The organism is Parabacteroides faecis (assembly GCF_014647375.1).
GTDB lineage: Bacteria > Bacteroidota > Bacteroidia > Bacteroidales > Tannerellaceae > Parabacteroides > Parabacteroides faecis.
Genome location: NZ_BMPB01000010.1, coordinates 101,621 through 122,104 on the forward strand (window position 1 = coordinate 101,621; position 20,484 = coordinate 122,104).

Sequence of the window (20,484 nt, forward strand, 5' to 3'; positions counted from 1 at the left end):
CTATATATCTAAAAATGCTAACAAATGTAGTGAAAATAATCGACTTAGAAGGTAAAAGTGATGTGAAAATAGCAAAAAATACGGCTGGTGGGAGTATAAACGAAAAGAGGTCGAATTATCACTAATCCGACCTCTTGTAAAGTAGCCCATAGGGGAATCGAACCCCTCTTTCAAGAATGAAAATCTTGCGTCCTAACCGATAGACGAATGGGCCATCTGGGTTAAAAAAGCCGGGCTGTTGAGTCCGGCTTATACTATATATAGTATAACCTATTCCTTAAGCAAGTTTGTTGACGTGCTTTGTCAGTTTGGATTTCAGGTTGCCAGCTTTATTCTTATGAATAACGTTTTTCTTAGCAAGCTTATCCAGCATAGAGCACACCTTAGGTAACAGAACCTGAGCTTCATTCTTGTCTTCAGTTGCACGCAGTACACGCATTGCATTTCTTGCAGTTTTTGCATGATATCTGTTGCGCAGACGTTTTGTGTTTGTCTGTCTGATTCTTTTGATTGATGACTTGTGATTTGCCATTTCTTAGCTATTCTTTATTGAATTTTTAATCTTGTTTATTGTAGCCCATAGGGGAATCGAACCCCTCTTTCAAGAATGAAAATCTTGCGTCCTAACCGATAGACGAATGGGCCATCATGTCAAAGTTCTCACTTTCAGCGCTCTGGGATTGTTGATTTCCCGATTGCGAGTGCAAAGATAGATGTTCTCTCTGAACTACCAAAACATTTCATGGGAAAATTTAATAGTATTTCTCGTTTTAACTTCTATTTAGAACTTATATCCTGCAAATGTATTTCTAAAGCCTTCACGGAAATGTTTATTTCCCAGATACATACGCATAGCGAAGCTGCCAGGAGCAGCAGGGCGATACCGAATATCCAGGCGGCGATGATTTGCCATGAAATATAGATGAAGAACATGGAAATCACGCAAAGCAACAGGCTGAGTATACCGAGTATCTGCATCGAGCGGGTCAGGTAAAGCCGTTTGCGGAGGTTGGCGATCTGGGCAATATCTTTCGGATCGTGTGTCTGCTGGTGCTTTTCCTTTAACGCGCGGACTACGCTGGCGTATGAAAGAAAACGGTTGGTGTAGGCCAATAGTATCAATGATATGGCTGAAAACAAAAGCGACGGGGTAGTAAGATCTAACATAACTCAAATGTATTTATACTATTATAACCTACAAATATCGTAAATAGTTTGTTGTTTTGTATCTTTGTCTGCCATAAAGCGGTGAAGATATGTTATGTAAAACACGCGGGATCGTCCTGCATGCTATTCCATATAACGATAAGTACTCTATTATATATATGTATACGGAGGCGTTCGGACGCGCTTCTTATCTGGTTGCACGCAGCCGGGGAAAGAAGTCGACCGTATCCAGGGCCTTGTTCATGCCTCTGTCGGTGTTGGAAATGGAAGTGGAGCATCTGAATAAGCGCGACCTGCACCGGATACGTGAAACGAAACTGTGTTATCCGCTCACCGAAGTGTTCTGCAATCCGGTGAAGAATGTACTGGCACTGTTTCTGGCGGAGGTGTTGTTGCGAGTGGTGAAGGATACTGAACCGGACCAGCGGCTTTTCGATTATCTGTATGAATCGATCCGTTTGCTGGAATATGCCGATAAAGGGGTGGCAAATTTTCATCTGGTATTCCTGCTGCGTCTGCTTCATTACCTGGGTATCTATCCGAATGCCGATTCTTATTCGGCCGGTTGCTATTTTGATATGCAGAACGGGGTCTTTGTGGACCGTGTCCCTATGCACCGGCATTACCTGACCCGTGAAGAGAGCCTCTTTTTTGCCCGGTTACTGAAAATTAGCTTTGAAAATATGTCATTATACTCATTTTCCCGGCAGGACAGGGTAGGGGTTATCAATCGTATTGTTGAATATTATCGGTTGCATTTGCCGGAATTTCCCGAAATAAAATCACTTTCGGTGATGCAAAGTCTTTTTGATTGATCAGATTACCGGCTGAATACTTGCCAGTTTGCGGAAAAGATTATACTTTTGCCACACCTTATACAAAAGTTGGTCTTGTAGTTCAATGGATAGAATAGAAGTTTCCTAAACTTTAGATCCGGGTTCGATTCCCGGCGAGACTACCAGGTTAAAGTGTTGAAGGACTGTATCTAAGCATCAGCTTCAGATACGGTCCTTCTTTTTAACCGGAAATACTCCTTTTATAATATTCTATTTCTTATTGTAGATTCAGACGTTGTCCGGATAGTAGCTCCCTGACGGTGAATGTACCTGTATAGGAACTTGTTGTCAGTGAAACAGTGTCGGATAATTTGCATCCGGATTTGACGGAAATATTGTAATTGCTGGCATTATTGGCCCTGAATGAATCGAGTATACTTCTGTCGGACGATGAGATCGTATAGTTCGGTATTGTATATGTCCTTCCGTTTATAATAACGCGTATCTCTCCCGATGTTGAAGTGTTTTTATTCACCAGATTTTCAACATTTATTGTCGCATTACTGAATCCTGGTGCACTGACCGTTACCTGCTCGCCGCTATCATCCTGCGTAGAAGTGAACGCTACGGTTTGTTCTCCGGTAGGAACCTGATTATAGGTGTAACTGTAACCGCCATTCACGGCTGTCCATCCGGCTTGCGACGTCGTTAGCTTTGTTGTGGCGACGAAGACGGTGAGCGGATATTCCGGTGGATAATCAGCATATCCGGGAATAGTAAACCTGAGTGTCGCAGTATTTCCTTTACCATAAACGATCATGTTATTGTTATTGACAGATACATTTTCAAACTGGCGTGATACCAGATTGATCTCTGCCGTCTTAAAATAGTCGTTCTCTATGGTGACAGTCTCATTGCTGTTATCCAGGCTTGTTTTGAAATTAAGTGTTTTGGCACCCGGACTTTCTGCCCAGTATACATATTTATATACTCCGTTGATGAAGTTGATCTGTAGATCTTTATTCGGATCGGTCGGATATAAATATTGAGTTGTGATCTCACACTTCAGCGGATAGAGGTAATTAGGTATTCCATCCGGTATCCGGAAAGATAATGTGATATCCTGGTCCTTGCCTGTGTATAACTCCGGAGTGAAAGCTGCCGGGCTGAAACTGTACAACGTACTCGATGTGACTGTGATCGTACGAGAGAGCTTGCCTGCTTTCACCGAGATTGTAGCTTCATTCTGTCCGGCATATACCCGGGCAATACGTGCTGTTATATTTCCATTTCCGTCGTACGACAGGCCGCTGATGATGTTGCCTCTGTCTTCCTGGATAGATACGCTGATCTCTTTGTCGTTCGGAACTTCATTTTCCGTATAATGGGCGGTCACGTTCAAGGTACCTCCCTGCGTGTACAGGAAGTTCAGGTTGCTGACGGTAAGCCGGTTGTTATCGCTGTCGGAGATGGAGGGTGAATCTTTGAATATATCGGCATAGATATTGTTGGATACCTCTGCCTTCTTGGCATCCTCAAAAGAATTACTACCCTTTGCATCTTCGCTGAAAGATTTGATGATCACTTTGTACTGAAAGTTCCTGACGATTGTATAAGGTCTTTTATTGTTGTCAAGGAATTGTATCTTATAATATAATTCCGAGCCGTCTTTCAGGCGTCCCTTGATAATAAGGAAAGACTGATTTTCGTAATAGTTCGGATTTTCGAACATATACTTATCTTCCAGATTACAATCGGTATCGCTTTGGTCTGTTCTTGACAGGGTTTCCAGAGGTAAAGTTGTGATATCATCCTGGATGGCGAACGGGTTCGGTTCCATATTCGGAATGAAAGGAGCTACTGTTCCTGTTGAAACTATATTCGCCAAGGCGTAGCCGGTGACAGTGAAATTGTCTGTTTCATTCTGAACCGTCACCTTTGCCTGGTTACGGAACAGGGTTACGCTCAAAGGCGAGGTCAGGGAAGAAACTTCACTTCTTCCCCAGAAAACCATCTTGCTGCCGTATAAAGCAGGCATAAGTTCTTTTTCATCTTTTTCGGCGAAAGCCTTGTCGTCGAATGAAGACCAGTTGTCGTAATTGGCAACTACATGGACGATCCTGGTTTCTTCGGATACTTCCGCTTTGAAAGAGCCGTTGCCGACGCCATTCGTCTCCTGGCTGTCGAGGTCGGTCGCATGGACACGTCCGATGAAGAGTCCGTTCATGTCGAAAGTCAGCAACCATACGTCCGAAAGATTATTTTCGAAAGAGGCAGCACGTGTGGCAATCCTGTATTCCGGGATATTCACGGAAATCTTCAAGGTCGCTTTACCGGGAATACCGGGCTTCTCCACTTCATATTCGTCCTGGCAGGCGAATAAAGCGAATGAAGCAATTAAATATATGATAACATTTTTCATAACTTTCATCTTTTACTATTTAACATCTCTCACGCAACGTACGGAAGAACGTAGCGGATTGAAACCGTTACCGCCTCCGACCCTGGGGTCCATAAATTGTACGGTACTACTGGCTCTGGCACTCCAGTACCAGCTTCCTTCCAGAATCTTTTTTACTTCGGCCGCCTTGATGTTCTGGAGTACGTCGATCAGATATACTTCTGCCAGTGTAGGCATACGCCAGTCCGAATAAGTCTCACCGGTCGTTTCATCTCTTTCAACATAGGTAGAGCATTTATTTCTGGAATTCAGATAACTGTCCGATGTCGTTACTCCGAACTGTGAAGCCAGCATCACGCGGGGAGAGATACGCCGGTTATTTTCCTCCGTATCGATCGTCTCGTTGTTTGCATCTCTCAGCGGGTAACCCAGAACTGCATTATTCCTGATGTATTCGGCATACGATCGTCCCAGTGCAGGATTGGCAGCATAATGTGTATATCCGCTACCGAAATCTTCATCGAATTCATCCGGATCGGGCAACGAGGAGAAGTCGGCAACAAAAGAACCGATCACGTACATCTTTTTATTATTCTGTCCCTGGCTGCCGCCTGGTGTTTCCGCTGAGATATCGGAACTAAGGTACAAGGCCGGATACTGTGTAACCGTGACCTTCTGTGTAAAACCGATTCCGTTCTTTACTGTGAATTCGATCTCTTTCGCAACAAAGTTTCCGGGAAGCGTACTGTTTATTACAATGTCTCCTGACTTAACTCCTTGCGAACAGGTTATATCGACTCCGTTAGCCCCGTTTGTGACAGTTGTTCCGTTGACAGTGATATCCGTTATTTCGACGTCCGGGGTGGATGACTGGAATGTCGTTGTATAACTCGTACGGTTCGGTAACGTGATCGTTGTCTGTTCCACGTAGAGAAAGTTGAATCCTTCTACCGAAACCAATACCTCTTTCGTTGTCCAGTCTTTGATCGTATAGTTGGCACTGATCTCTTTGGCAGATTCCGGTGTTTCAGACCCTGGTTTGTCTACCAGGATCGTAATATCGTATAAATGGTTACGTTCCAGTTTATAGATAGCGTCCCGTTCGGCTTCCTGTTCTTCGGACGGATTAGCCGTATCATCGGACGGTAACCGGAAATTGACAGGCACCTTATAGTAATTCTGCGTATATTCTTTTCCATCCGGGCCGGTTATCGGAATATTCATGATCAGATATGTTTCGTTCTGTTGATCCTGGCTCCAATCGTTCGGATATGAATAGACGACCGTCTTGTCCGAGCCTGCACCGGAGGCGATATCCGTAAAACCTGACATGCTCTGTAGCTGCGGGGTAGCCGGTGTTGCTGTTTCGAGTACGGATGCATTGGTTGCATACCGGTACAGCTTTTTGCTGATATTTTCGCTTTTCAAAGCTGAAAAACTATTTGTATAAGCTGTTGACACCCGTATTTTAGCAGCAGCCCTTTTCAATGGCACAGTAATTTCTTTGTTCATTATCACACCATCGTTCAGGATCTGGGCGGACGTGCCATCCATCAAAAAGCTATCCTGTATTTTATCGGGGTCCAGGGTTGAAACGGCTTGTGCTTTCAGTTCGGAAAGGGTAAGACCATTCGCCGGAACAGTTTGTGAATAGTTTGCTACAACATATGTATTATATGTCTTATCCCGGTTGAACTGTTCTTGCTTGGCGTTCAGAGTCACTGTGTATTCTCCGCTTACCGCTTTTCCGGAGGCTAAGTTTATATGTTGATAGAAAAAGCAGGCGTCTTCTCCTTCCCCGTAAATGAACACATCCAGTGTCTTCACCAGGTTTTCATTCAGGTTGTCTTCACCGGTTTCCGTATCTGCTTTTGTGATGCCGGGTTGCGCCAATGATAACCGGATCGCTATTTTACCGGAATCGGCAAAAGGCTTATTCTCTAGCTCTTCCTGGCTACAGGAAGAAAGCAATAAAGTAAGCACCGATAAGCATAATATGATATAATTCTTATTTCGTTTCATAACCCTTTTCTCCTTTTATTTATATTCTGTTTGTGTGATCAGAATATCTGTATCATTGTCACCCGGGAATTTTCGTGATCCGTTACTCTGGAGCGGATTGATCTTGAGTTTTTCCCCTTCGACGGTGATATACAACCGTACTTCGCGTTGAGAACCTCCCCACGGCTTTGTTGCCCCGACTTTTATTTCGTAGATATTATCTCCTGCGATCCCTTTTGAAATAGCCAGTTTCCCGGCAGTCGATCCTTCTTTCCCGAAAGTAAATTCCAAACCGTTCGTTAATGTCGCTGTCCAGATAGCTCCTGCCGGACCTGTCAGGCGGAAGTTATAGCTGACATAGGACGTTTTATTTTGTGGCTCCCCATTCTGTACATAAGGATATTGTATGATCCCGTCAGTGGCACTCGTATTGTTTGCACTGAATTCATAATCTCCATCCTTTACCACGTGACCGATCTCTGAAACAGATTTGGTCCAGGGGAGAGTGATAGTTTTAAGCTCCAGTATATTGTCCGGATGATCGATGATCCCCATGACCGTATATACCGTATTCCGTTTCAGGCTGTATTTATTATCCGTCTGCCCGTTGTCGGTTATGTAACCTTTGTATTTATAAAGTTCTCCGTCTACTGTCACAGAAATACGTAAATAAGGTGTGATCAGCGAATCGGGCGCCCCCGGACCGGCTATGTTCTGATAACTGTAGAAAGAAGCCACCGCCTTATCCGGTGTGATAACGGAGAGGTCTTCGGGTACACGTTCCAGCGTATTATCGGAACTGATCGTCCGGCTCTCCTGTCTTTTTTCGACTGGCGAAACCATGACCTCATTTTGATATTTGCCGAGCGTATTGGTAACTTGATTGACCAGCTCGATTGAGTTCACGACTACTTCACTGTCCGTATACTTACTGTTTTTGAACATGTAAATGTCCAGTCGTGAAACCAGTCGTTCCATTGGCACGGTTACCTCTGTCAGAAAATCTTCTATGGGCGTTTCTTTCCTACCGACCATCAGGATATTAGTATCGCTGAAACCGTTCCGGTTCGAAATGGTCAGGTTTTCCAGTTCCTGTAAAGTCAGGTCACCTAATTCTTGTAAAGCGATTTCTCCTTTTGACGGAATTGAAAAGACCTTGTCCGGATCGTTATAATTCCCTATGGTATAGATAATCTTTGTCTGTGGTGAAACCTGGACCGACCGGATTAACTCATCCGTATATTGCGGAGTTATGACTGGAACCAGTTCGGTGTATTCACGACTGCCGTCGGCTTTGTTGAATACATAGAGAGCCAGGCTTGAAAACTTACCGTCCCCCCCTTTGCTCAGGTTGTCTGCTGTTGCGCGAGTGGAGATAGTCATGTTCAGTCGTGCATCCATTTTCGCCGAGGTCTGATTCGTATCCTGGTCTTCAGTACAGGATGTAGCCAGCAGGGCGACAATGAAAACACCTATTGTCGCTATATATTTGTTCTTGATTTTCATATCTTTATGGGGCTTATCCGAGGCCCGGTATTATCACCTCTTCATCCCAGGGTTTGACTGTGACCGAGGTCCCATTGAAACGGAAGCGGATCCCTACCGTCACTTCGTTGATCCCGTTGACCGTGATCCGGTTATCTTGCATGAAATCCTTTAGCTTCAATGTATATATTGTTTTATTAGTCTCTTTTCTTATCAGATTGATATAGATGCCGTTATCGTCGTTGAATCGCAAAACATTGAACTTTGTGTCGAAAGCGGGTGAATTTTCCTCTTTACGGGCAACCGGCCTGTACGAAACATTCTCCGAAGAGAATGTTTTCGTAAAGTCGACTGTCGGGCTCAGATTACCGATCTCGATGTCGATCGGTGATGTGGCATCTGCCAGAGCAGCCTCTTCCAGTCCAACCAGTTCAATATACATTTTTATGTGCGAGCTGCTGAAATAAACGGTATCTTCACTTGAGTTATCCTGAAATATTTCAATGTCTCTGCTTCCAATGTACAGGCTGTCATTAGTGGTGATCAATTCTTTTGTAAAATAGTGAGGGGCTGCAACCAAAGCTGTGTTTAAAGTTGAAGCCTGGTCGATCCGGGTGTCGTTCCGGGAATTACCCCAGCAAATGATCCGGTATTTGCCTGCCGGAAGATTGAGGGGAGTTCCCTGAACGCGTCTTAAATCACCCTGATCCAGTCCGATCGTTTGTACTAGTGCTCCGTTTTCGCCATATACATACAGATCCACTTTCTCTATTTTTTCAGGGAATATATCCTTTGTCCCGTCTCCGAAGTATTTGAAGACCAGGTTGGTGTCACAACTAGCCAAATCTTCTTTGATACAACCGGTCATCAGGACAACCCATAACATGATGCTGAAATATATAATTCGTTTCATTTGTTCTGTATGTTGAAATTATATTGAAATTGGAAATTACTGATCCAGGTCGAATCCCGGAGTGATCGTTTCTTCTGCCCAAGGAGCAATCGTTACATGAACCAATACGTTAAACTGGATATTTTCCAGGTCATTATCGAGCATCGGTATCAGTTCGACCTCCATATTATAGATCGTACCCGGTTTGAAGTCGGCAGCCGTCATTTCAACATCCGGTGCTTTGAAATACTTCACGATGTTGGCGAAGCGTGCCTTGTTGGCCAGCGACGGGTTGAATGCTGTCGTATTGGTAGACTGCATACCTTCTACATTGATATTTGTCAGGTCGAGATGTATTGTCGGTACCACTGATCCCGGGAAGAAGTTGAATGCATAGCTCTTTCCTGTCGCAGGAACCATATTTATTGTTTGATAAGCTCCTCCTGAATAGTTGTTGTAGCTGGCATACGATGCAGCATCGTTGGGAGTAGGCTGATTGAACAACCATTTGCCTTCCAGGATATTGTTCACGGCTGAAGCGTTGCTGTACAGGTCTTCTACATTTGTCGAATCATGATAGGTGTTGAAGAATTTATTCAGGTAGATACCTTTCAGGTCTGCAGTAAAGTCTGTCCAGGTGACTTTGGCTTCTTCTGTTTTTCCTCCGACAAGACGTGTGAATGTAAATTCTTTCTTGTCAGTGAAATAGATCCTGTTAATCTGTATACGGGCAAGGATCGGTTTAATGGTCACATTGGCCGTATAGGTTTGTCCTGAAGTCGGGTCCGGTTCGACCGGTTCGGCGACGATCGGTGTCAGGTCTTCATCGACACCGGAATACAATACGCCTGATCCCTGCTGCTGGTCGAGTGTAGTTGTTACCTGGTTATCTACCACCGCACTACCCGGGTTGCCATAGATATATACTTTGGAAACGGTTTGAGGTACATTGATGAATTTTAAACCAGATCCTTCTCCTGTGCCGGTCAGTTTGCTCCAATCGGAATCGGCTGCAACATCTTTATTTACTGTCTTTGATACAACGACACTGTTGCTGGCATCTGTCAGATTGATAAGTACGCTGTTGACATTTATAGTATCTTTAGTCAGGAAATTCCCGGCTTCTGAGGCTCTTGTCTGGATTCCCGGCATTCCTGCCAATGATACGGAAATGGATTTAGGACCACCCGCATCGGGAACCGGGGATTCATCGTCATTGCTACATGCAAATAAAGTGGCTACAGCAAATAAAGCTGTAAATAAATTTCTGAAATTCATAACTCTCTGTTATTAATGATTAATACTCTGTGTGGAAGTCTTTCCCTCCTGTCTGTCATTAGTGGTTTCTTATGCGTTTATGAGGCATAAGAGTGGCTGTACATATAAAAATATATGTAAAATGTTTCTTAATTTGTAATACTCTTTTTTTGTTTATTTGAGGATATAGATGAGGCTCAGACCAGCTTTGGTGGGACCGAAATAATTCCTGTGGCCGTCTTTTATTTTACTACCACATTGGCCGCAGGGATATTTATCGTAATCCAGATAAGCATAACCAACTCCGATCGTCGCCTCTATGCTAAGGCGCTTATTGAGTATCCAATGATAACCATAGGAAACACCGGCTCCGTAGAGGTTGCCCTGATAACGGTGGTCTTTGAGTCCCAGCATCTTGATGCCGCCAACGTTGTACTCGGCATAATGTGCATGGAGTCCGAAGAAATGTCCGTTGAATCGTTCGCAGGTCCAGTAGCGTAGTTCGGGTTGAACCAGCCAGTGTTTGAGTTTCTTGCTGTCGGAAAATGTCCATGGATTATAATTCCCCGACAGGTCGAGTGTAAATTTATCGGATAGCCCTATTTCAAACCCCAGATTCGGGGTTGTCGTTGCCCAATATAATGCATTTGTTTTGATTGCATAAGCCGGTAAATGGTTTCTATTATCTTTTACTTGTGCTGCTATGCCACTGACAAATGCATAAATAATGCATATTATCAATATTCCTCTTCTCATCGTACTTTTACTCACAAATTGTTAAACATCCAAGAAGAACCTCCCTTATTGTTTCAGACGCCTTACGCCCTGATTTTTACCCTATGAGATTCTTGCTCTCTTTATGAATGAAACAACTATAATTCAGATAAGTTTTAGAAAGTATGTAGAATAAGAAATTTTGGCATAATATTTACTTTTGATGATACAATTTAAGGTTAAAAGGGTTCGAAGACTACTTCTTCGCCATCCAGCAAACCGGATAATTCGTACGGACTTATAAATAACTGGTCGAAAAACAGATAATCACCGTTCGGATATTCCATATAAATGGATCCGTAATAATCATCATCCCATTCCCAATAAAACGAGTTGCGAAGTTCTTCAAAGTCTCCCGGAAAATCGCTGAAAGAGCGTACGATCGTTTCTTTGCCGCTACCATCGGAATAGAAGATGAGGCGTTGCGTGCAGGGATAACCGTTGGAGTCTATATATTCATCATACCATCCGGAACCGTTACACAACAGATATTCAGGATTTTCATCAACAGGATCGAACGGTTTATCCTGACAACTGTTGAATCCGCAAAGGATGGTAAGTAATAAAATAAGACTAAATATGCTTTTCTTTTTCATAACGATTCTCTTTTGTGAAGATACAAAGATAGTTTATGTTTTAATAAAATTAAAATGTAGGCAGATCAGTATAATATATGATAGGATAAATATGTCAAATTTAGAAAGATTTGAACTATTCATCTATAAACCATCAGTCATCAATAGGGCTGGTATAGTTACAGGTCTATTTGCCGTCGGTTTTAACCGACGGATAAGTAAATGCTCTATCTCTTTGGACTTTAGTCCCATTTAAAGAGTCTCTCTATGTAAAGAGAAATGTGGCTGAAGCCAATAAAGAGAAGCAACTTGTAAACCGTCAGTTAAAACTGACGGCAAATAAACCTGTAATGGCTAAGTCACTTTGATAAAGGGATAGCTCATTATTGATAAGTTTTGAACCTTACAACCTTTATTCCGGCAACTCATTTTCCACCGATTCGCTCCATTCCCCATTGTTTCCAATGATCAGATTGAAGGTGTTTTCCGAGTCATCGGGTTTGGGTGGTGTATATAGAATGCCGGTATAACGGATTACTTTATTAGCGATGGGTAGAATATCAGTCACTGTCCTACAACGCATAACCTGTCCGTCTATGTCGGTTGAGGTAAGTGTGGCAGATATTCTTTTGCTGCCGGATGCTACGAATGTGTAGAAGGAATGAGTCTTTCCGGTTTGTCCTTTATCTTCTGATTTAAATAAATAAGTGAAACTTTGTTCTTCGGAGGAAGCGAGTCCTTCTTTGGTCAGTATATTCAGCTTGGCCGGATAATTTTTTACCGAAATATCGAATTGTTTTATTACATCCGGTACAGGATCAATAGCCTTAAACTCTATCCTGCTTACAATCCGCTCCAGGTCAATATCCATATTCGTTTCTTCTGTCTTTTCCACATTGAAGACTTTTGTGCCATAGAAAGTATCGGATAGCTTGTCGAACGAAAACGTATTTTTCACAAATGAAGACTTCTCTGATTGATGAGCTAAAAAGTAGACCTGATAGTTACCGGCAGGCAATGTGTCATATACAATACTGAAATCATTATCGGTCTCTACATTATATATATGGTGTTTTACCGGTTCCTCCAGGTCGTTTTTATCATAAACCAGATATTCGATTGTCGAGCAGAAGTCCTTTAGTTCTTTATCCGGGTTTTCTTTATCCGGGACTGTCGGTTCAGGGAACGCGTTGGACGGCATACTGCGGGTAGAAGGGAACGGAAGTACCTCTTTTTGAAGTTGAACACTGAATTGTACGGGAAATAAATTCTTTACAATTTCAACCTCGTCCGAAGCCGGATCATTACAACCTGCGAGCCAAAACAGGCAGGCAACTGCACATAATTCTTTCTTTTTCATAGCAAAGGAGTTATTAATGATAAAATCTACACAAAGGAAATACTAATTTCGGAATTTAAAAAATATTAAGGAGAGAACTTGCCGGTTATGAGCAGAACTTTTTCTAGATTTGTAGAAAACAGACTCAATGTAATAACCTTAAAATTAAAAAGAAAATGGCACGTCCAGTAACTTTATGTACCCTTCAATGGGGAGATTTACCCCTTGAAACAGTTTGTGAAAAAGCGAAAGCGTTCGGATATGACGGATTGGAACTGGGATTACCCAACCATCTGGATGTTCGTCGTACGGATCAGGCCTATTACGACGGCATAAAAGAACTGCTGGGTAAATATGACCTGAAACTTTATTGTATATCGATCCATCTGATCAGCCAGGCTGTCTGCGATAATATCGACCAGCGACATAAAGCAGTTCTGCCCGATTGTATCTGGGGAGATGGAGAACCTGAAGGCGTACGCCGGCGTGCAGCCGAATATATGGTACAAACGGCTCATGCCGCTAAAGCATTAGGCATTGATGTGGTTGCCGGATTTACAGGTAGTCCTATCTGGCACTGGCTTTACTCTTTTCCTCCTGTTACGGATCAGATGATTGAAGACGGCTATGCCGATTTTGCCCGTCGTTTCATACCAATTATGGACGAGTATCAGAAATTGGGTATCCGTTATGGTCTGGAAGTTCATCCGACGGAAATTGCTTTCGATACGTATTCTGCCCGTAAGGCGCTCGAAGCATTGAACAACCATCCGGCCTTCGGTTTCAATTACGACCCGAGCCATATGGGTTATCAGGGCGTCGATTATGTCGATTTTATTTATCAGTTCTCCGACCGTATCTTCCATGTACATATGAAAGATGTTTATTGGAGTGATACCCCGAAACAGATCGGGGTGTTCGGAGGTCATTCCACTTTTGGCGATTCCTGCCGTTATTGGAATTTCCGCAGTATGGGACGCGGCCGGATCGGTTTCGAAGAGATTATCCGTGCTCTGAACGATATCGGTTATCAGGGACCGCTGTCGGTTGAATGGGAAGACAGTGCGATGGACCGCGAACATGGTGCGCGTGAATCCTGTGCCTTTGTTAAACAAGTGGATTTCCAGCCTTCGGGACATGCCTTCGATGCATTCTTCGATAAGAAATAAAAAGGACTGACTATTAAACTATGCCGTAGCTGGAGTAGTGACACTACTATGGCAGACCATTGCCATTACGATGACAAGGTAATGCCACTAGCATGGCACAACTGTGCCACTAGGGTGGCACTACCTCTTGTCTGCGGTAAAGCTTTCGTTCGTTACAGGTCATTTATCACCTCATAACTTTTCTTTATAAGCTTCGGATGGATTTTCGCCATAAATAATTAACTTTGCGGTTGGTTGAAAAGTAAAAACTAAAGTATGAAGAAAATTAGAGCCGCCATCGTTGGATATGGCAACATTGGAAAGTATGTGTTAGAGGCCCTGGAAGCTGCTCCCGATTTTGAAGTAGCAGGTGTTGTACGTCGTAATCCGAATGACGTACCAGACGAACTGAAAGCTTATACTGTGACTGACAGTATCACTAAGTTAGATAAAGTAGACGTTGCCGTTTTGGCAACTCCTACCCGTAGCGTTGAATCATTCGCTAAAGAAATTCTTTCATTAGGTATCAATACGGTAGATAGCTTCGATATCCACGGAGGTATCGTAGACCTGCGCCGCTCGTTGGATGCTGTAGCCAAAGCACATAATACAGTTGCCGTTATTTCTGCCGGATGGGATCCGGGAAGCGACTCTGTTGTTCGCGCCTTACTGGAAGCAATGGTTCCGAAAGGAATTACTTATACAAACTTCGGACCGGGTATGAGTATGGGACATACGGTTGCTGTAAAAGCGGTCGAAGGTGTGAAAGCCGCTTTGTCAATGACGATCCCGATGGGTACAGGTGTTCACCGCCGCATGGTATATATCGAAGTGAAAGACGGTTATGATTTCAAGCAGGTGGCTGCTGCTATCAAAGCCGATGATTATTTTGCACACGATGAAACGCATGTGATGCAGGTGGAATGCGTAGATAACCTGCTGGATATGGGACATGGTGTGAATCTGGTGCGCAAAGGTGTATCAGGCAAGACACAGAACCAGTTGGTTGAATTTGACATGAAGATCAACAATCCGGCTCTTACTGCACAAATCCTGGTTGCCGTTGCCCGCGCAAGCTTCAAACAAAAGCCGGGTGCTTACACTATGATCGAATTACCGGTGATCGATATGATCTGCGGTGAAAGAGAAGACTTGATCAGACGACTAGTTTAATATAAAAAATATGCTTGATTTTATTACCTGGACGGCTGACCCCGCCATCTTTTCCATTGGTTCACGCGAAATTCGCTGGTATGGACTTGCTTTTGCCATCGGCTTCTGGATTGGTTACACCATCGTGAGCCGGATGTGGAAAAATGAAAAACTTCCTCCTGCATGGATCGATTCCTTGCTTATTTATACTATGGTAGGAACTGTGGTCGGCGCCCGGCTAGGACACTGCCTGTTTTATGATCCCGGATATTATCTAGCTAATCCGATAGAGATATTCAAGGTTTGGGAAGGCGGACTGGCAAGTCATGGCGGTACGTTAGGTATTGTGATCGCCATTTATTTCTATTCCAAACGTGTCTCACATAAAAGTATGCTGTGGACATTCGACAAGCTGGTGGTTCCGACCGGGCTGGTTGCGGCTATGATCCGTCTGGGTAACCTCATGAATCATGAAATATACGGACATCCGACCGATATGCCGTGGGGATTCCGTTTTATCGAGAACTTACATGCCTGGAAAATGGGAGCGGAGCCAATCTTTACGGTACCCAGCCATCCGACACAGTTGTATGAGGCACTGTGTTATCTGGTCACTTTCGGGATATGTATGTGGCTTTATTTTAAAAAGCAAGCCTGGAAACGCGAAGGACTTATTTTCGGGGTCTTTATGATCATCGTGTTCGGATCGCGTATCTTCATCGAATTTTTGAAGAACAATCAGGAAGCTTTTGAAGATAATATGATGCTGAATATGGGCCAGTGGCTCAGTATTCCGTTTGTTTTGGCCGGTTGCTGGTTCGTTTGGAGAGCACTGACGAGAAAGCCGAACAATTACGAAGAATTAAAAAGACGAAATTAAGGAGATGTATAAGTTAAAAGAAATAGCAGATAAGGTATATTACGTAGGAGTTAACGACCGTCAGAAGGCCCTCTTCGAGAATATGTGGCCGCTTCCGTATGGTGTTTCCTATAATTCATATTTGATTGTAGACGAAAAGACTGTATTGGTGGATACGGTGGATGTTTGCTACTCTGATATCTTTTTGAAAAAAATAGCAGATGCACTGGACGGACGGACGCTCGACTATCTGGTCGTGAACCATATGGAACCCGATCATGCCGGAAGTATCCGCCTGTTGCGCCAGCAATATCCCGACGTGCAGATCATTGGTAATAAGCAGACATTCGGTATGCTGGACGGCTATCACAATATAACGTCCGGCCTTTACGAAGTGAAAGAAGGGGATACGCTGAATATCGGCCGTCATCAGCTTTCTTTCTATATGGCTCCGATGGTACACTGGCCGGAGGTGATGGTGACATACGATTCGACGGACAAGTTGCTGTTCTCTGCCGATGCTTTCGGTACATACGGTACATTGGACGGCGGTGTGATCGATGAGGAAATGAATGTGGATCATTACTGGGAAGAAATGATCCGTTATTATTCCAATATTGTCGGTAAATACGGTAATCCGGTACAGCGTGCTTTACAGAAACTTTCTGTATTGGGTATCGAAACGATCTGTTCGACTCATGGCCCTGTATGGCGTAAATATGCTAAGAAAGCGGTTGAGATATACGATCGTCTGAGCCGTTATGAAGGAGAAGACGGTGTTGTCGTTATCTATGGAAGCATGTATGGTAATACGGAACAGATGGCGGAAGCGATCGCTTCATCGCTGTCGGCACATGGCGTGAAGAATATTGTGTTGCATAATGTCAGCAAGAGTCCTGCATCCTATATATTGAAAGATGTATTCAAATATAAAGGTATCATCATCGGCAGTCCGACTTACTCGAACAGTTTGTTCCCGGAAGTGGAAGCTATTCTGAGCAAGATCGAAATGCGCGAGGTGAAGAACCGTTTGTATGGTTACTTCGGTTCATTTACCTGGGCCGGTGCTGCGGTAAAACGCCTGACGGCTTTCGGAGAAAAGATGAAATGGGAAACTGTTGGTACTCCTGTTGAACAAAAACAGGGCTTGAAAGCCGATAAGTATGAAGAATGCTGGGCTTTGGGCGAAGCGATGGCGAAACAGCTGACGGCTGACAAGTGATAGTTGACTGTTAAAAAAGGATCTAAAAAAACTATTAATAACCTATCAGTTCCGGTGCGCGGAGGAGGGTGACTATATCTGTCACTTGTCAACTGTCAACTGTCAACTGAAAAAAACGCAAACGTTATGAGACTGATTATTGAACCTGATTACGAGCAACTCTCAAAATGGGCTGCTAATTATGTTGCTGCAAAGATTAAGAAAGCGAATCCGACAGCAGAAAAACCGTTTGTACTGGGATTGCCTACCGGATCATCTCCGCTGGGAATGTACAAGAACCTGATCGAGCTGAATAAACAAGGTGTTATTTCCTTCCAGAATATCATCACTTTCAATATGGATGAATATGTAGGTCTGCCGAAAGATCATCCTGAAAGTTATCATTCTTTCATGTGGAATAACTTCTTTAGCCATGTGGATATCAAACCGGAAAACGTAAATATTCTGAATGGTAACGCTCCTGATCTGGAAGCTGAATGTGCTGCTTATGAAGCAAAAATGAAGGCTGTGGGTGGTGTAGACCTGTTCCTGGGTGGTATCGGTCCTGATGGTCATATCGCATTCAACGAACCGGGTTCTTCTTTGTCTTCACGTACTCGTGTAAAATCATTGACTACAGACACGATCATCGCTAACTCACGTTTCTTCGATAACGACGTGAACAAAGTACCGAAAACTTCTGTAACGGTTGGCGTAGGTACTGTACTGGATGCTAAAGAAGTATTGATCATGGTAAACGGTCATAACAAGGCTCGTGCTTTGCAGCAGGCTGTTGAAGGTTCCATCAATCAGATGTGGACAATCACTGCTTTACAGATGCACCCGAAAGGTATCATCGTGGCTGATGAAGCTGCTTGTGCTGATATCAAAGTAGGTACATACAACTACTTCAAAGATATCGAAAAAGATAATCTTTGTCCTTGTAGCTTGCTGAAGTAAGGATTAAAAGCTTATAAAACGAAAAACGGAGCTGTATCCTTTTGGTACAGCTCCGTTTTTGTTAGTCTTTATTTCCTGATATGATACTCGGGTCGTTGTCCATGTTTTGGACGGCTTTACGGATGTTCTTCAGTTGTTTGCCGAAATTGAGATTGAAATTGAATTTAATGACTACCGTTCTCGCCATATTATTACTGTGAATATCCGATTTTACAGGATTGAGGGCCGACCAGTTTTCGTTTTCAGATCTGTAAGTACGGATAAAAGGATTGTATACCCCAGCCATTACCGACCAAGCCGACATTTTATATCCAACCATGAGTGTGTGCATCAAATCGCCTTTCATCAATTGTTCTCCATAAACATATCGGTTTGGAGGAACAATGGTTGCGAAATTGGCGAGCCAGTGACGATATGAAAAGTCAAGATTGACACGAAGCGATTTCATTGTATAGGTATGTAAATAGTTGTTGCCGTGACTGATGTAGCGGTTGAGGCCGGGAATAACAGAGATACTGAGGTGGTCTTTCCAGGGTTTTATGTGGAAATCTACTTCAAAAGCTAGGTTCTGAAAAGATTTCTGATTATCGTATGTTCGGACAAATTTACCCTCTTCGTAGAATATGGATTCCATGATCGGCTTGTGCTCATAATTATAGGTTACTAATGCGTCTATTCCGAAAAGACCTTTGTTATATCCTGCATTGAAGGATTGATTGATGCTTTGGAACGATTTCAGGCCGGGATTTCCTCTTCGTACTTGTAATACGTCAATGGGTTGTTCCACGTCGTTGAGATAAGCGATAGAGGGAGTGTTATTCTTCAAAGCTGCACTGTAACGGAAAGATAGGTCCTGATTTGGATTGTAAGTGACGCGTAGAGACGGTTGCAGGGCATATTTTTCATTCTTATTATTGCGTTGGCTATAATAGAAGCGGGAGAGAGTCAGGTTTGCCATGTAACTCCATTTTCCTGTTTTCAGTTGGTATTCTCCATAGGCGAAACTTTCGCTTTGATTCATCGTTACATCGGTAGTTGCTGTTCCTGTATATTTATTATCCGTATAAGACTGGATATGTTTTATACCTCCGGTGAATTGACTTTTTCCTATTCTTTTTTCATAAATACCTTCTGCTATCAATGAATACTTTTTTCCTGAAATATCGGATAATATATCTGTCTCAGGGATATTCTCTCTTATTTCCTGATAAATACGGGTATTCTTGGTCTCTATATAAGTCCCGACCAGATTAAATATCAATGACTGGTTGCTTTTTAGATTGTGGTGAAAGTAAAGGTCGAGAGCCGGGATATGATTTTTTTCTACCGTATGGTCGTAAATAGACAGAGGAATGTCCACCCCCGATGAGTAGAGCTTGCTTTTACGATCTTCATATCCGGCGGGAAAATCGTTATAGCTATACCGGAATTGTACATTGAAGATGTATTTATCTTTTTCCAGCAGACTGTAATTCAGATTTGAATACAGTACTTTTTTATTAAAAAGTGTGGGTTCTCCTATTTCCTTTCGTTCTAGTTCGTGATCGGGAAATAGGTATTTTTCATCGTATTCACGTATCCAGTCACCTTTGCGCTGGATAAAGCGGACATTAGCTGAAAATTCTGATTTGCCGTTATTATAGTTTGCGGAAAGCATATCGTCTATGGAGGTACGATCTTTTCCGATACTGTGAAAAGCACCGCCACGGATGCCGCCTCCCGATTCTTTTTTACGTGTTATATAATCTATTACTACAGCGGCATTTCCGTAACGCACTCCCGGGCTGTCGTGATATTCGATCCGGACAATATCCTCCGGATTCAAGGCTGCTATTTCGGGATAGGTGACAAGTATCCCGTTGACTCTCAATTGTACTTCTCCATTTCCCGGGGTGGTTATTTCTCCGGATATTACATCTACCATAATACGGGATAACTGCATTTTATTTAGTAGATCAACTCCGTTCGTAGAACCTTTTCGCTGAGTCTCGGAAGGTAATATCGACAGTCTGTCTCCTTTATTGATAACCGATTTAGCGGTTACGGTCACTTCGTCCAGGAGAAAGGATGAGGTAGTCACAAATGTAGAATCTCCCAACATGGTTACTTGTTGGGCCGATACAGGTAGGAGCTGTAAAAATATAGTAGCGATAAATGATAAAATTGTCTTTGTCTTCATACGATTCATTTCTAATTCCGTTCATTCGGTTTGTTGTAATTCAAAATTGTAATTGTTTGGATAGCCTATCTATATATCGGTGACGAATGACCGAAAAGAATATTTTAGAAAAGTGAGCTAAACTTTATTTTCTTTGCAATAGTTTCGATCAGGTAACGTTTATACTGTATACGATTAAAAAAAGTAAAAATGTTTTTATTTTGCTTTTAGTGTTTATCTTTGGTCCGTGTTTATGAGTAAAAACGGGCCTTATGGAACGTATATAATTGTTTAAATTTATTGAGATAGTATTTTGTGTTTAATATCTAAAACAATTTA

The 20,484-nt window shown here is 42.9% G+C and carries 17 protein-coding genes and 3 tRNA genes; 7 read left to right on the forward strand and 13 right to left on the reverse strand.

Annotation, left to right across the window (positions count from 1 at the left end; all coding sequences use genetic code 11):
• Positions 1-142 precede the first annotated feature (142 nt).
• The 4 genes from IEY67_RS15610 to IEY67_RS15625 form a co-directional block, all read right to left on the reverse strand.
• A tRNA-Glu gene (locus IEY67_RS15610) sits at positions 143-214 on the reverse strand.
• A 63-nt stretch (positions 215-277) separates the two neighbouring features.
• Positions 278-532, reverse strand: coding sequence for a 30S ribosomal protein S20 (gene rpsT / locus IEY67_RS15615; RefSeq protein WP_122356461.1), 255 nt, complete (start codon positions 530-532; stop codon positions 278-280).
• 41 nt (positions 533-573) lie between these two features.
• Positions 574-645, reverse strand: a tRNA-Glu gene (locus IEY67_RS15620).
• A gap of 132 nt (positions 646-777) precedes the next feature.
• Complete coding sequence (locus IEY67_RS15625; RefSeq protein ID WP_122356459.1) at positions 778-1,167, reverse strand: DUF2721 domain-containing protein; 390 nt, start codon at positions 1,165-1,167, stop codon at positions 778-780.
• 89 nt (positions 1,168-1,256) lie between these two features.
• Here IEY67_RS15625 and recO point away from each other — a divergent pair, with 89 nt between their 5' ends.
• Together recO and IEY67_RS15635 are read left to right on the forward strand one after the other, a co-directional pair.
• Positions 1,257-1,982: a DNA repair protein RecO gene (gene recO / locus IEY67_RS15630; RefSeq protein WP_122373659.1), complete on the forward strand. Its 726-nt coding sequence runs from the start codon at positions 1,257-1,259 to the stop codon at positions 1,980-1,982.
• A gap of 71 nt (positions 1,983-2,053) precedes the next feature.
• Positions 2,054-2,128 (forward strand) — tRNA-Arg (locus tag IEY67_RS15635).
• A gap of 92 nt (positions 2,129-2,220) precedes the next feature.
• Here IEY67_RS15635 and IEY67_RS15640 read toward each other — a convergent pair.
• The 8 genes from IEY67_RS15640 to IEY67_RS15675 form a co-directional block, all read right to left on the reverse strand.
• A complete protein-coding gene (locus tag IEY67_RS15640) occupies positions 2,221-4,365 on the reverse strand; it encodes a FimE-like fimbrial tip protein (protein WP_183668612.1) in 2,145 nt (714 codons plus the stop codon).
• 15 nt (positions 4,366-4,380) lie between these two features.
• Entirely contained in the window at positions 4,381-6,366 is a 1,986-nt protein-coding gene (gene fimD / locus IEY67_RS15645; RefSeq protein WP_183668619.1) for a fimbrial tip adhesin FimD, read from the reverse strand.
• 15 nt (positions 6,367-6,381) lie between these two features.
• Complete coding sequence (locus tag IEY67_RS15650) at positions 6,382-7,851, reverse strand: DUF4906 domain-containing protein (protein ID WP_122373657.1); 1,470 nt, start codon at positions 7,849-7,851, stop codon at positions 6,382-6,384.
• 13 nt (positions 7,852-7,864) lie between these two features.
• Positions 7,865-8,743, reverse strand: a complete 879-nt coding sequence (locus IEY67_RS15655) for a FimB/Mfa2 family fimbrial subunit (protein WP_229801090.1) — start codon at positions 8,741-8,743, stop codon at positions 7,865-7,867.
• Positions 8,744-8,779: 36 nt separating this feature from the next.
• The gene (locus tag IEY67_RS15660) at positions 8,780-10,000 is read right to left on the reverse strand and encodes a hypothetical protein (protein ID WP_183668621.1); all 1,221 of its coding nucleotides are present in this window, start codon (positions 9,998-10,000) and stop codon (positions 8,780-8,782) included.
• A 153-nt stretch (positions 10,001-10,153) separates the two neighbouring features.
• Complete coding sequence (locus tag IEY67_RS15665; protein ID WP_122373655.1) at positions 10,154-10,735, reverse strand: DUF3575 domain-containing protein; 582 nt, start codon at positions 10,733-10,735, stop codon at positions 10,154-10,156.
• A 197-nt stretch (positions 10,736-10,932) separates the two neighbouring features.
• Positions 10,933-11,349, reverse strand: a complete 417-nt coding sequence (locus IEY67_RS15670; protein ID WP_122356447.1) for a hypothetical protein — start codon at positions 11,347-11,349, stop codon at positions 10,933-10,935.
• 391 nt (positions 11,350-11,740) lie between these two features.
• Positions 11,741-12,688, reverse strand: a complete 948-nt coding sequence (locus tag IEY67_RS15675) for a FimB/Mfa2 family fimbrial subunit (RefSeq protein WP_183668623.1) — start codon at positions 12,686-12,688, stop codon at positions 11,741-11,743.
• Positions 12,689-12,843: 155 nt separating this feature from the next.
• Between IEY67_RS15675 and IEY67_RS15680 the strand changes: the two genes are divergently transcribed.
• From IEY67_RS15680 to nagB, 5 genes are all read left to right on the forward strand, one after another.
• Positions 12,844-13,836 (forward strand): sugar phosphate isomerase/epimerase family protein, encoded by a 993-nt coding sequence (locus tag IEY67_RS15680; RefSeq protein WP_183668625.1) that lies wholly within the window; start codon positions 12,844-12,846, stop codon positions 13,834-13,836.
• Positions 13,837-14,091: 255 nt separating this feature from the next.
• Positions 14,092-14,988: a diaminopimelate dehydrogenase gene (locus IEY67_RS15685; RefSeq protein WP_183668627.1), complete on the forward strand. Its 897-nt coding sequence runs from the start codon at positions 14,092-14,094 to the stop codon at positions 14,986-14,988.
• 10 nt (positions 14,989-14,998) lie between these two features.
• Positions 14,999-15,847 carry a prolipoprotein diacylglyceryl transferase gene (lgt, locus tag IEY67_RS15690; RefSeq protein WP_122356439.1) on the forward strand — a complete coding sequence of 283 codons (849 nt, stop codon included), beginning with the start codon at positions 14,999-15,001 and terminating at the stop codon, positions 15,845-15,847.
• A 4-nt stretch (positions 15,848-15,851) separates the two neighbouring features.
• Positions 15,852-17,048: an FprA family A-type flavoprotein gene (locus tag IEY67_RS15695; RefSeq protein WP_183668629.1), complete on the forward strand. Its 1,197-nt coding sequence runs from the start codon at positions 15,852-15,854 to the stop codon at positions 17,046-17,048.
• A gap of 126 nt (positions 17,049-17,174) precedes the next feature.
• Positions 17,175-17,987, forward strand: a complete 813-nt coding sequence (nagB, locus tag IEY67_RS15700; RefSeq protein WP_122356435.1) for a glucosamine-6-phosphate deaminase — start codon at positions 17,175-17,177, stop codon at positions 17,985-17,987.
• A 61-nt stretch (positions 17,988-18,048) separates the two neighbouring features.
• Here the strand turns inward: nagB and IEY67_RS15705 are convergent, their stop codons facing one another.
• Complete coding sequence (locus IEY67_RS15705) at positions 18,049-20,166, reverse strand: TonB-dependent receptor plug domain-containing protein (protein WP_229801091.1); 2,118 nt, start codon at positions 20,164-20,166, stop codon at positions 18,049-18,051.
• Between the last annotated feature and the right edge of the window lie 318 nt (positions 20,167-20,484).

What these genes read in the sequence shown, in the direction of transcription:
- IEY67_RS15660 (WP_183668621.1), bottom strand. Translation starts at nt 10,000, where the DNA reads ATGAATTTCAGAAATTTATTTACAGCTTTATTTGCTGTAGCCACTTTA.
- IEY67_RS15685 (WP_183668627.1), top strand. Translation starts at nt 14,092, where the DNA reads ATGAAGAAAATTAGAGCCGCCATCGTTGGATATGGCAACATTGGAAAG.
- lgt (WP_122356439.1), top strand. Translation starts at nt 14,999, where the DNA reads ATGCTTGATTTTATTACCTGGACGGCTGACCCCGCCATCTTTTCCATT.
- nagB (WP_122356435.1), top strand. Translation starts at nt 17,175, where the DNA reads ATGAGACTGATTATTGAACCTGATTACGAGCAACTCTCAAAATGGGCT.
- IEY67_RS15665 (WP_122373655.1), bottom strand. Translation starts at nt 10,735, where the DNA reads ATGAGAAGAGGAATATTGATAATATGCATTATTTATGCATTTGTCAGT.
- IEY67_RS15705 (WP_229801091.1), bottom strand. Translation starts at nt 20,166, where the DNA reads ATGAAGACAAAGACAATTTTATCATTTATCGCTACTATATTTTTACAG.
- IEY67_RS15650 (WP_122373657.1), bottom strand. Translation starts at nt 7,851, where the DNA reads ATGAAAATCAAGAACAAATATATAGCGACAATAGGTGTTTTCATTGTC.
- IEY67_RS15655 (WP_229801090.1), bottom strand. Translation starts at nt 8,743, where the DNA reads ATGAAACGAATTATATATTTCAGCATCATGTTATGGGTTGTCCTGATG.
- rpsT (WP_122356461.1), bottom strand. Translation starts at nt 532, where the DNA reads ATGGCAAATCACAAGTCATCAATCAAAAGAATCAGACAGACAAACACA.
- IEY67_RS15640 (WP_183668612.1), bottom strand. Translation starts at nt 4,365, where the DNA reads ATGAAAAATGTTATCATATATTTAATTGCTTCATTCGCTTTATTCGCC.
- IEY67_RS15670 (WP_122356447.1), bottom strand. Translation starts at nt 11,349, where the DNA reads ATGAAAAAGAAAAGCATATTTAGTCTTATTTTATTACTTACCATCCTT.
- IEY67_RS15675 (WP_183668623.1), bottom strand. Translation starts at nt 12,688, where the DNA reads ATGAAAAAGAAAGAATTATGTGCAGTTGCCTGCCTGTTTTGGCTCGCA.
- IEY67_RS15680 (WP_183668625.1), top strand. Translation starts at nt 12,844, where the DNA reads ATGGCACGTCCAGTAACTTTATGTACCCTTCAATGGGGAGATTTACCC.
- IEY67_RS15695 (WP_183668629.1), top strand. Translation starts at nt 15,852, where the DNA reads ATGTATAAGTTAAAAGAAATAGCAGATAAGGTATATTACGTAGGAGTT.
- IEY67_RS15625 (WP_122356459.1), bottom strand. Translation starts at nt 1,167, where the DNA reads ATGTTAGATCTTACTACCCCGTCGCTTTTGTTTTCAGCCATATCATTG.
- fimD (WP_183668619.1), bottom strand. Translation starts at nt 6,366, where the DNA reads ATGAAACGAAATAAGAATTATATCATATTATGCTTATCGGTGCTTACT.
- recO (WP_122373659.1), top strand. Translation starts at nt 1,257, where the DNA reads ATGTTATGTAAAACACGCGGGATCGTCCTGCATGCTATTCCATATAAC.